Source organism: Flavobacterium sp. IB48, from assembly GCF_016405855.1.
In the GTDB taxonomy this organism is placed as follows: domain Bacteria; phylum Bacteroidota; class Bacteroidia; order Flavobacteriales; family Flavobacteriaceae; genus Flavobacterium; species Flavobacterium ginsengisoli.
This window is the reverse complement of sequence record NZ_JAEFCA010000005.1, coordinates 63678-76873: the sequence shown is the minus strand read 5'-3', so window position 1 is coordinate 76873 and position 13196 is coordinate 63678. Positions and strand designations below refer to the sequence as shown.

6 protein-coding genes are annotated in these 13196 nt (G+C 35.4%); all 6 read left to right on the top strand.

Annotation, left to right across the window (positions count from 1 at the left end; translation table 11 throughout):
• Positions 1-7: 7 nt before the first annotated feature.
• The 6 genes from JC605_RS16670 to JC605_RS16645 all read left to right on the top strand — a co-directional run bounded on the left by JC605_RS16670 (position 8) and on the right by JC605_RS16645 (position 13172).
• On the top strand, positions 8-1561 hold the full coding sequence (locus tag JC605_RS16670; protein WP_198857280.1) for an aldehyde dehydrogenase family protein: 1554 nt from the start codon (positions 8-10) through the stop codon (positions 1559-1561).
• A 164-nt stretch (positions 1562-1725) separates the two neighbouring features.
• Positions 1726-4848 carry a TonB-dependent receptor gene (locus JC605_RS16665; RefSeq protein ID WP_198857279.1) on the top strand — a complete coding sequence of 1041 codons (3123 nt, stop codon included), beginning with the start codon at positions 1726-1728 and terminating at the stop codon, positions 4846-4848.
• Between the two features lie 22 nt (positions 4849-4870).
• Entirely contained in the window at positions 4871-6370 is a 1500-nt protein-coding gene (locus JC605_RS16660) for a RagB/SusD family nutrient uptake outer membrane protein (protein WP_198857278.1), read from the top strand.
• A gap of 136 nt (positions 6371-6506) precedes the next feature.
• On the top strand, positions 6507-8513 hold the full coding sequence (locus tag JC605_RS16655; RefSeq protein ID WP_198857277.1) for a trehalase family glycosidase: 2007 nt from the start codon (positions 6507-6509) through the stop codon (positions 8511-8513).
• A gap of 36 nt (positions 8514-8549) precedes the next feature.
• Positions 8550-10685, top strand: coding sequence for a beta-galactosidase (locus JC605_RS16650; protein ID WP_198857276.1), 2136 nt, complete (start codon positions 8550-8552; stop codon positions 10683-10685).
• 189 nt (positions 10686-10874) lie between these two features.
• Entirely contained in the window at positions 10875-13172 is a 2298-nt protein-coding gene (locus JC605_RS16645; protein ID WP_198857275.1) for an aminotransferase class III-fold pyridoxal phosphate-dependent enzyme, read from the top strand.
• The last annotated feature ends 24 nt before the right edge of the window (positions 13173-13196 follow it).

Sequence of the window (13196 nt, the reverse complement as noted above, 5' to 3'; positions counted from 1 at the left end):
GTTCATAATGAAAATCGAAGAATTAAAAGCTACAATACAAGAAGCTTTAAAGGAATTAAAAATAAAAGACGTTAACGAAGGAACTTCAACAGGGCTTAATAATTTTTCAGATGGAGAAATTTTAGAAAGCTATTCTCCTGTTGATGGTCAATTAATAGGAAAAATTAAAACATCATCTCCCGCTGATTACGAAAAAGTAATGGAAGTGGCGAATGTTGCTTTTAAGGAATTCAGATTAATGCCAGCGCCACAGCGAGGTGAGATTGTTCGTCAGTTTGGCGAAAAATTGCGTAAAAACAAAGAAGCGTTGGGCAAATTGGTTTCGTACGAGATGGGCAAATCATTGCAGGAAGGTTACGGAGAAGTTCAGGAAATGATCGACATCTGCGATTTTGCTGTTGGACTTTCGCGTCAATTGCATGGATTGACAATGCATTCAGAGAGACCTGGACATAGAATGTACGAACAATATCATTCTTTAGGAGTTGTCGGAATTATTTCTGCATTTAATTTTCCAGTGGCTGTTTGGGCATGGAATGCAGCTTTGGCATGGGTTTGCGGTGATGTTTGCGTTTGGAAACCATCTGAAAAAACACCGCTTTGTGCAATTGCATGTCAAAATATAATGGCTGAAGTTATTAAAGAAAACAATCTTCCAGAAGGTATTTCTTGTTTGGTTAACGGAAATTATAGCATAGGAGAACTGTTAACCAATGACAAACGTATTCCGTTAATTTCTGCTACAGGATCTACACGAATGGGTAAAACTGTTGCGCAGGTAGTCGCAGGACGTTTAGGAAAATCATTGCTTGAATTAGGTGGAAACAACGCAATCATTGTAACGCCCGATGCCGATTTAAAAATGACAATTATAGGTGCCGTTTTTGGTGCAGTTGGAACAGCTGGACAAAGATGTACTTCTACACGTCGTTTAATTATTCACGAAAGTATTTACGATAAGGTAAAAGATGCTCTTATCTCGGCATACAAACAATTGCGAATCGGAAATCCTTTAGATGAAAAAAATCATGTGGGTCCTCTGATTGATACGCAAGCAGTAGAAATGTATGAGAAAGCTTTGAAACAAGTCGTTACACAAGGAGGTAAAATTCTTGTTGAAGGCGGAGTGCTTTCTGGTGAAGGATATGAAAGTGGCTGTTATGTAAAACCTGCAATTGCAGAGGCAGAGAATACTTTTGAAATTGTACAGCATGAAACGTTCGCTCCTGTTTTATACCTATTAAAATATTCAGGAACAGTTGAAAATGCTATAGAAATCCAGAATGGTGTAGTGCAAGGATTGTCTTCTGCAATTATGACAAATAATTTAAGAGAAGCAGAATTGTTTTTATCTGTTACTGGTTCTGATTGTGGAATTGCAAACGTGAACATCGGGACATCTGGTGCCGAAATTGGTGGAGCTTTTGGTGGAGAAAAGGAAACCGGTGGAGGACGTGAATCTGGATCTGATGCATGGAAAATTTACATGAGAAGGCAAACCAATACAATCAATTATACTACGAGCTTGCCATTAGCGCAAGGAATAAAATTCGATTTGTAGCCCAAGAGATTAAAGCTTAACAAAAAAATCACCCCAAAGAGAATACCACATTTTGTTTGATAATGTTTTTTGAACATTATCAGGCGAGGTGTATCTGCATGCAAAAAAAACTAAAAATGTAAAAAAAAACAACTAAAAATTTACTAACTAAAACCATTACCGAAATGAACAGAAAACTAATTAGGAGACTTTATTTTATTCCTTTACTGCTATGTTTGTGGTTACCAAACATCAATTTTGCGCAAGCGCAAAAGACTATTTCAGGAAAAGTTACAGACGATAAAAATAATACGTTGCCTGGCGTAAGTATTTCTATCAAAGATTCTAAATTTAATGCAGCAACGGATATTGATGGAAATTATACGTTGGTGTATTCATCGACTTTAGAAAATCCAGTTATCGTTTTTTCTTATGTAGGATTTACAGGAATAAGCGAAGAGGTAAATAATCGCAAAGAACTTAATGTGGTTATGCAGGAAGAAACCAATAAACTGAATGAAGTTGTCATTATTGGTTATGGTTCGCAAAAGAAAAGTAATGTTACAGGAGCCATTTCTACCGTTAAAAAAGAAAGCCTAGAAACGCGTGCGACAACAAGTCCAGCAGAAGCACTTCAAGGCTTAGTTGCAGGGGTGAATGTGCAAAAAAGCGGTGGTGTTGCAGGTGCCTCTGTGAGCGTGAAAATTCGTGGAGTAAATACATTTGGAGCAACAGAACCGCTTTATATTATTGACGGATTTCAGGGATCTATCAATACTATTAACCCAACAAATATAGAATCGATGGAGGTTCTTAAAGATGGTGCTGCGGCTGCAATTTACGGATCTGTCGCTGCCAATGGTGTAATTATCGTAACCACAAAAAATGGACAGAAAGAAGGAGTAAAAGTAGATTTTAGTTCTTTTTTAAGTATCACAAACCCATCTAAAACATTAGATTTATTAGATGCTGATGGCTACAAAACGGTTAATAAAAGAATGTATGACGAATACAATAAATATGCAACTTCTCCAAAACCGCTTCCAGCCTATATTACTGCACCGTCTGATACAAATACAGATTGGCAGGACGAAGTTTTCCGTTCTGGACTTACACAAAATTATGGTTTAGGAATTCAAGGAAGACAAGGCGATTTCAAATTTGCACTTTATGGTAATTACGTAAAGCAAAAAGGTATTGTAATAGATAACGAATTTGGTCAGCAAACAGGTAGTGCGAGAGTGAGTTTCAAAAAATCGATTTTTGACATTGATGGAAAAATGGCTTATATGGGAACGCAAAATGCATTGCCTAATTTCCAGTTAAAAGAAGTATATACAATGTCTCCTTTGGTTCCAGTTTATGACTCATCAGAGGAATATGGCTATGGATTGTCAAATAAAAATGGTTTGCCAGCAGGTACAAATCCAGTTGCTGAAGAGCATTTTAGAAAAAGCAATGATATAGGACAGGATATAACGGCAAATATTGCAGCAACAGCAAACATCGCGCCTTGGTTAAAATACAAACTGGCTTATTCTTATCGTGTGAAAAACAACCAGCAAACGGCTCATTTCCCACCTTATATTGCAAATCCTAAGGAAGTGCATCTTTATCCGATGCAAACAGAATTAAGAACTACTTGGAATGAACAAATATTAGACAATATTATCACGATTGATAAAACCTTCGGGAAACATGTTTTTGGTTTAATGCTTGGTAATACTTTTAATAGTCAGGCATCAAACTGGAATCAGGTTAGTGTTGAAGGTAAGACAACAGATTATACAGTAGAAAACGGACAACTAGTTTCTATCGATCGTCCGTCAGGATTTCTTGATCCTAGTTTTGAAACAATTGGTGCCGGAAAAGGAGGAACGTATTCTGCCGACGGTTCAAAATTTCAATACAACAGAGTATCTTTCTTTAGCAGGTTAAATTACTCTTACAATGATCGTTATTTACTTCAAGTAACAGTTAGAAAAGATGGTTCTTCTAAATTTGGAGAAGACAGCCGTTGGGGAACTTTCCCATCTATTGCTTTAGGATGGAAAATCGAGCAAGAAGATTTCTTTCCAAAAGACATGATTCTTTCTACTTTAAAATTAAGAGCAAGCTGGGGACAATTGGGTAACGAAGCGGCTTTAGGTTATTATTCAGCAAATACACTAATTAAAACAGGTAATACTTTAGGAAACGGTTACGTTCAAGGTATAGGAAGCAATCCTTGGCCAGGAAGTATTGCAACAGCATTAGAAAATAGAAATTTGCAATGGGAAACCACAGATTCTAAAAACATCGGTATCGATTATACGCTTTTGAAAGGAAAAATTAGCGGTTCGATGAACTATTACCATAATGTTACAGACAACTTATTGATTACGAAAAAACTTGCTCCATCTGCAGGAATCGATGATCCAGTTCTTAACGTAGGTAAAATTAGCAACAGCGGATTTGAATTTGAAGTAAATTACCGTGATCAAGTTAATGAATTTAAATATAATGCAGGATTAAACCTTACTACGCTTAAAAATAGGGTAGAAGAATTGGCAAACGACGGACAAACTATTTACGGAGAAGGATTAAAATACGGAGACGAACACTTTCCAACTCAGGCTCGCGTAGGAAGTCCAATTAGCGGATTCTATTTATACAAAACAGATGGTATTTTCCAATCTGCTGACGAAGTTGCAGCTCATAACAAAAATGGAGTTTTATTACAGCCAAACGCTAAACCTGGAGACATTCGTTTCAAAGATTTGAACGGAGATGGTGTTATCGATGAAAAAGATAAAGCTTATGCAGGAACAGGATTGCCAAAACTAGAAGTAAACCTTAGCTTAGGTGCAAGTTACAAAGGATTTGATTTTTCTGCTTTGATAGGAAGCGGTTGGGGCAATAAATTATACAACGGAAACAGATATTTCTATGAGTCTATGAATTCAGGAACAAATATGCTGGCTTCTACACTTAATTCATGGACACCAGAAAATCACAGTAATATACCACGTGCCGTATTGCAAGATCCTAACGGAAACAGTCGTGAATCAGATCGTTTTCTTGAAAGCGGAGACTTCATCAGAATGCGCCAATTGCAACTTGGGTATACTATTCCAAGCAAAATGTTAGGCAAAGCAAAAATTGATAAACTTAGAATTTATATAAGCGCCGAGAACTTGTTTACTATCACCAATTACTCAGGTATCGATCCTGAATTCTCACGAGCTTCAGTAATTGATACTGGTGTAGACCGTTTTGTTTATCCATTTACAAGATCATTTGTTTCTGGTATTCAGTATATATTTTAATTCTATTTAATAAGACACTATCATGAAAAAGATATTTTTAATATTATCCACTATAGGTTTATTCACTTTTGCAAGTTGTGATGATTATCTGGATCAGCAATCGCCTGATCAGCTTACATCAGATAATTTCTGGAGAAATAAAGCTGACGCCGAATCAGCTTTAGCAGCCACTTATTCTCAGTTAGAATGTGCGGTTGATGAGTGGGCTTTCGCCGAAGTAAAATGGCCAGTTGAGGCTTATCGTGAAGACATAAACGAATTAGGAAGCGATGCATTGAACTACCAAAACTGGGTAGAACTTTCGACTTTTACGTACACCAACGGAAACAGTCAGTTTACTAGTTATTGGAAAATTAATTATAGAGGAATCAGTAATGCCAATCAGGTTATTGATAAGTTACCACAGGTTCCTTCAGATAAAATAACTGATACAGACCGCAAACAAATTGAAGCCGAAGCTCGTTTTTTACGTGCCTACTATCATATGAAACTTATTCTTAACTGGAATCAAATCTATATTAGAAACAAATATGTTACTAAAGAAAGCGATTTGAACATTCCTTTGTCAACACGTGCAGAAGCTTGGGATTTTATTATAAACGAGTTTAAAGCTGTAGCCGATGTTTTACCAGCAAAACAATCAGCAGATAAAACAGGACGCGCAACAAGCGGTGCAGCAAACAGTTATTTAGGATTTGCATATTTAACAAGAGCCTATGAAGAAACAGCTCAAAAACAAACTTTCTTGAATGATGCACTTACAGCATTTAGCAAAGTACAAGGTTACGAGTTAGTTAAAGATTATGTCTCTATGTTTGACGGAACAACCAAAAACACAAAAGAATCGATCTTTGAACTTCAATTTTCAGAAACTACAGCAAACGGAGCATTCTATCGTAATGCACTTCATTATTGGATGGCAGCTTCTGAACTTGGCGGATGGGATGAAATTCTTCCGAGTCCAATGTTGGTAAATGAATTCAAAAAAGAAGGAAAAATTGCGACTACAGGAAACTACGATTCACGTTTTTACAGTACCATTTTCTTTAAAGATCCCTATTTTAATAACCCTAGCAATCCATTGGTATTAGGAACAACATATGATGATAAATTTGGAGATACAGACAAACCAGTATATCGTAAATATATTCCGAGTACACAGGAAAAAATGGATCAAGAATTTACAGCGATCAATATTCCTTTAATGCGATATTCGAATGTATTGCTAATGCAGGCCGAAGCTTTAAATGAATTAGGACGTCCAGGAGAAGCTATTCCGTATATTAATAAAGTTCGCGAAAGAGCAGACATGCCAGCAATGACAGGAACAACCACAGCAGAAGTAAAAGCACAAATAGAGCACGAAAGAATTTTAGAATTCCCTCTTGAAAATTATCGCTTTTATGATTTGCGTCGTTGGGGAAAAACAAAAGAAGCGCTTGATGCTGTTGGAAGAACAGGTTTTGATGCTGCAAAAAATAATTTCTATCCAATTCCATTGACAGAATTACAAACGAATTAATTCTCGAAATGATTTAAATTTCAAAAAAGAATAGCCTATATTTCTTGGGCTATTCTTTTTGTCTAAAGATTATCGATCTTGCCAATAAAAAGAGCAGGACTTTATCTAAAATAATAACAAAAATAAACGTAAAAACATGAACAAAAAGAACATACTTTTTATTCTTGCTTCCTTTTTTATAATACAGACAGGTTGGTCTCAAAAGAACTTTCCGAATTTAGAGTCAGGCAAAAACAGTATCAATTTTAAAGGAGATCCAAAAAATGCTACAGATAGAAAATCATTGGCATTTTCAGATAAAGGCGCTTGGTTCGGATTTGGGTTTTTAGAACCATCAGAAATTCAAGCAGGATTTTCAGGACCTTTCTTAATGACTGAACAGAATGGCGTTTGGTTAAGTTCTTCTTTTGTTTCATTACAGCTAAAAGACGAAAACAAACAAGAAATCATCAACTGGAAAAATTCATTGGTCGCACAAAATAGCTACAACAGCCATTTAGAACAGCAATTTAAAAATGAAAAACTAGAAGTAAAACAGCAATTAGTGTTTTTATCAGGGCATTCGGCTTTACAGAAAACAGCGATTACCAATAAAACAGCTAAACCACTAACTATTTTTCCTTCTTATAATGCAACTTTGTTTTTAGATGATTTACAACTATCAAATGAAAAGAATGTTTTAAAAATCACTTCTGCTAAAAGTATTGCTGTAGGTTACATTCAATTCTTGAAAACAAAATCAGAAATTGAAATTTCGAAACAAGGATACCAAGCGCAGACAGAAAGATTGGTTTTAAAACCAAATGAAACAAAAGAAATAATTGTTTCTCAAAGTTTTATTTTTCCACAATATTCGTGGAAAACCGAAAATGAGACAATACAAAAAACGGTTTTTAATACACTGCTTAACAACACGCAAAAAGAAAAAGAAAAGCAATTATCGCAATTAATTGCCAAAAAGAAAACCATTTATAAAGATCAGATTTATTCTGATTTGATAGCAAAATTAGCATTAACATTACAAACCAACACTAGAATTGCAGCAGAAGGATTAAAGCATGGCGGTCTTTTTCCGAGTTACAATTACGAATGGTTTCATGGTTTTTGGGCCTGGGACAGCTGGAAACACGCTGTTGCAGTTTCAAATTATGATTCGGAGTTAGCCAAAAATCAAATGCGTGCTTTATTTGATTATCAAGAGCCAAATGGTTTTATTCCAGATTGCATTTACAGAAACAATGATCTAGAAGAAAATAATTACCGAAACACAAAAGCACCTCTTGCGGCTTGGGCAATTTGGAAAATTTATGAAAAAACAAAGGATATTAATTTTATAAAAGAGTTTTATCCGAAGTTAAAATTATACCATAATTGGTGGTACAAAGAACGAGATCATGATCAGGATGGTTTATGCGAATTTGGTTCTACAGATGGAACTGTGATTGCGGCAAAATGGGAAAGCGGAATGGATAATGCAGTTCGTTTTGATGATAGTAAAATTCTGAAAAATGGAGAAAAAGCATATTCATTAGATCAGGAAAGTGTTGATCTGAATTCATTTTTATTTGCAGAGAAAAACTTTTTAAGTAAAATGGCAGCAGCTTTAAAACTGAGTGTCGAAGCAAAAAAATGGAATGAAGAAAGTGCTGCACTAAAAATGAAAATTCAAAATCAGTTTTGGGATGCTGCAACAGGCTGGTTTTATGATACAACCATTGACGGAAAAACATTGATAAAAGCAATGGGATGCGAAGGATATTGTCCAATTTGGGCAGAAGTCGCTTCTGAAGAGCAAGTGAAAGTGGCAAAAATTAATATGCTGGATTCGGCAAGTTTGAACACTTTTGTCCCTTTACCAACATTAGCAGCAAATCATCCTAAATTTAAGCCAGACAATGGCTATTGGAGAGGACCTGTTTGGTTGGATCAAAGTTACTTTGGAATTAACGGACTAGAAAAATATGGCTATACAAAAGAAGCAAATGAGTTAGCGCATAAACTGATTCATAATGCAGAAGGAGTTGTGGATAAAGGAACTTCTATTAGAGAAAATTATCAGCCCGTTACAGGAAAAGGATTAGAAGCTTTTAATTTTAGCTGGTCTGCGTCGCATTATTTAATGCTGCTTTTGGAGGATAAATAAACATCCAACATTTCATTAATACCAAAACTATAAAATATGTTTAACTACAATATATCTTTCACAAAATTAATAATGGCAGGATTGCTTGTTGCGAGCTGTCATTCAATTCCTCTTTTTGCCCAAAATAAAAAAAATACAGTTTCAGAAAATAAAGATCCGCAGCGTTTTTTCTCAAAGGCAGATTTAATGCAAATAGGGGTTTATTATTATCCGGAACAATGGCCGAGAGAACAATGGGAACGCGATTTAAAAAATATTAAAAAACTAGGATTTGAGTTTACGCATTTTGCCGAATTTGCGTGGACTTTTATGGAGCCTGAAGAAGGAAAATACGATTTCAAATGGTTAGATGATGCTTTGGCAATTGCAGAAAAAGCAGGTCTAAAAGTAATTCTTTGCACACCTACGCCAACACCTCCAGCTTGGATGGGAGAAAAATATCCTGAGATTTATCTAGTCGATGCAAGTGGACGCAGAAGAGAACATGGAAATAGAGCGAATCAATCTGTATCTAATGAAAAATACAGAGAATTTGTAGAAAAAATTGTTTCTGAATTAGGAAAAAGATACGGCAAGAATAAAAATATCATAGGCTGGCAAGTAGATAATGAACCTGGCGCACCAGACGATTTTAGTCCTTCGGCACAAAAAGGATTTCAGAAATGGCTTAAAGCAAAATACGGAACAATCGAAAAATTGAATACCGAATGGGTAGCTAGTTTCTGGAGTATCAGATATAATAATTTTGAGCAGATTGCAATTCCAAATGCGGAGATTTATTCTGAAGACAAACTAAGTCCGCACGCTGTTTTGGATTTCAAAAGATATACGGCAGATTCGCAAGCAGAATATTTAAATCTGCAAGCCGAAACACTTCGAAAATATATCGATCCAAAACAATGGGTAACAACAAATTATACCAATGTAGTGTATGGTGCAGATCCAAGAAGAACAGATAAAATGGATTTTGCCACTTATACAATGTATCCAGTTAGCGGAAGAAATACATTAGGAGGACAGAATTTCAGAATGGGATCTCCAAACAAAATCATGGAAGCCAATGATTATTATCGATCTATAAATGGCGTTACTGGAGTTATGGAAATGCAGCCAGGACAAGTAAACTGGGCAAGTATTAATCCGCAATTGCTTCCTGGAACCGTTCACATGTGGATTTCTCAGGCTTTTGGCGGAGGTTGTTCATTTACTTGTACGTATAGATACAGACATCCTCTAGGAAGCAGCGAAATGTATCATGACGGAATTGTTGGAACTGATGGAGTAACTTTATCAACAGGAGGAAAAGAGTTTGTACAGTCAATCGAAGACATGAAATTGCTTCGTAAAGAATACAATTCAAAAGCGACGATTCCGCAGGAAATTGCAAAAAGGAAAACAGGATTTTTATGGAGCCATGAAAATCTTTGGGATTTGGAAAACCAAAAACAAACTGAATTCTGGAATACATGGAGACATAGAAATACGTATACCTCGGCAATAAAATCGACAGGTGCGCCAATGGATTTTATAACAGAAGAAAGCGATTTTTCGGCTTATCCATTTATTGTGGCGCCAGCGTATCAATTAGTTGATCAAAAGTTGGTTGACAAATGGACAAAATATGTTGAAAATGGAGGAAATTTAATTCTTTCTTGCCGAACAGGTCAGAAGGATAAAAACGGACATTTTTTTGAAGCGAATTGGAATGCACCAATTGTACCTTTAATCGGAGCTGACGTCGAATTTTTTGATATGTTAGTTGAAGATGTAAACGGAACAGTAAATGCTGGAAGCAATACCTACAAATGGAATGCTTGGGCAGACGTTTTAAATCCGAAACAAGGTACAGAAGTTTTAGCCACTTATGCCGATCAGTTTTACAAAGGAAAAGCAGCTGCAATTACAAGAAAACTAGGAAAAGGAACCGTTACTTATATTGGAGCAGAAAGTAAAGATGGAAATTTGGAAAGAGAAGTTGTTCGAAAAGTTTATGAGAATGCAAAAGTAGCCATCGAAAACTTTCCAAAAGGTGTTTATGTAGAATGGAGAGACGGCTTTTTTGTTGGGGTAAATTATACCAATGAAACAATTAATATGCCTATTCCCGCAGGAAGTAAAATTTTAGTTGGACAAAATCCATTAGAACCAGCTCAGGCTGTTATCTGGAAATAATCATACCGTATTCCTGCAAGGTTTTCAAAACCTTGTAGGAATAGTTATGAAAATGAAAAAATCCTGTTTTATAGATATCTTTAATACCTACAAGGACTGAAAAAGACCTTGCAGGACAGCAAAAAAAATAGTGCCAATTCGTGTAATTCGTGGCTAAAAAAAATAAAAAACAACTTTAAAAGAATACCAATGAATTTTTCAGAAGCAATTATTCAAGATTTAGTAAAAGAACATTACGGTTTTAGCGTAACTGTAAAAGCATTAAACGGGTATGATGAATTGAATTTCCTTTTATCAAATGAGAAAAATGAAAAATACATTCTAAAAGTATCCAATGAAAGTCATCCGTTTCCTTTTTTAGAAGCGCAAGCGGCTATTATAAGACATCTTACAAAAAGCACTATTTCAGATTGTTTTCAGCATTTTTGCATCAACAAAAAAGGAGAGGAGCTTACAAAAATAGTAACAGATTCTCAAACCTATTATATCCGAATTTTAAACTTTTTAGAAGGCGTTTTCTGGGTAGATGAAAAAAACAAAACAACTGAATTGCATTATAATTTAGGTTCATTTTTGGGTAACATGGATCGTGCTTTGGCTGATTTTTCGCATCCTGCAATGCATCGAAATTATACTTGGGATATTAGTAAAGCTAGCGAAGCAAGCGATAATTTGAAACACATTCTAAATCACGAAAGAAGGCGTATTGCAGGTTATTTTTTATTGCAGTTTGATACAGAAGTAGCACCGCAAATTCATCGATTGAGACATGCTTATATTCACAACGATGCTAATGATTATAATGTTTTAGTGCAAGGAAATCGTGTTAGCGGACTTATTGATTTTGGCGATATGGTTTATACAGCTTTAGTCAATAATTTGGCAATTGCCTGTACTTATGCAATGTTAGACGAAGAAGATCCATTGGCTGTAGCGGTAAAAATTGTTGAAGGATATCATCATTCATATGCACTTACTGAGCAGGAATTAGATTTATTGTATTATTTAATCGCAGGAAGACTTTGTATTAGCGTAACGCAATCGGCTTATAATGCTTCATTAGACAGTAACAACGAACATCATTTTATTACTGAAAAACCAGCTTGGGATTTATTATATAAACTAATAAAAATTAACCCGATCAAGGCGCAAGATGCGTTTAGAAAAGCTTGTGGTTTTGAAGGGTTAATTACAAATGATGATTACTCAGAATTGCTTGAAATCAGAAAAAAGAAAATAGGCAGAAACCTGAGTATTGGTTACAAAGACAAACTAAAAATTGTAAAAGGAGCTTTGCAATATTTATATGATGATAAAGGAAGAACTTTTGTTGATTGCGTAAATAATCCTTCACATGTTGGTCATTGTCATCCCGTTGTTGTTAGAAAAACGCAAAAGCAAATTGCAACTTTAAATACCAATACGAGATATTTGAATGATGCGATTACAGAATATGCAGAAAAACTAACTGCAACTTTACCAGAAAAACTTAGCGTTTGTTATTTTGTTAATTCAGGAAGTGAAGCCAATGATTTGGCTATTCGCATGAGCCGTCATTTTACCAAACAAAAGGATATTATTGTTTTAGATCATGCCTACCATGGAACTTCGACAGTTGCAATGGAAATGAGTCCGTATAAATTTGACAGCAAAGGCGGTTCAGGGCAAATGCCTTGGATTCATAAAGCAATTAATCCAGATTTGTATCGTGGACCGTATAAATATGGAGATACTGAAGCCGGAGAAAAATATGCTGCCGATGTGCAAAGAATTATTGAAGATTTAAAAAACGAAGACAAAGCGCCAGCAGTATTTATTTGCGAAACTTTGTTGGGAGTTGGAGGACAAATTCCGTTGCCAGAAAATTATCTTAAAACAGTTTATCAATATGTTCGTGCCGCAGGAGGTGTTTGTATTGCAGATGAAGTTCAAGTTGGATTTGGAAGAATTGGAGATCATTTCTGGGGATTCGAATTGCAAAATGTCGTTCCTGATATTGTTGTTTTAGGAAAACCAATAGGAAACGGACATCCGCTTGCAGCTGTGATTGTTACTGAGGAAATTGCAGAAGCCTTTAACAACGGATTAGAATATTTCAATACCTTCGGAGGAAATCCTGTTTCAATGACAACAGGATTGGCAGTTTTAGATGTAATTCAAGAAGAAGAAATGCAAAAGCATGCTCTAGAAACTGGAAATTACTTGATGGATGGATTAAAAGGCCTAATGGCCAAATACCCAATTATAAGTGATGTTCGAGGGCATGGTTTGTTTATTGGTGCAGAAATGGTAAAAGACAGAATTACGATGGAACCGGCTATTCCTGAAATTGATATTGTTGTTGAAAAACTAAAAGCAAAAGGCTATTTGTTGAGTACAGACGGACCTTTGCATAATGTTTTAAAGATAAAACCGCCAATGCCATTCAACAAACAAAATGCTGATGAATTGGTTGAATTATTAGATGTCGCATTAAGCGAATTATAGTTTTTTTTTAATACACAGAAACAT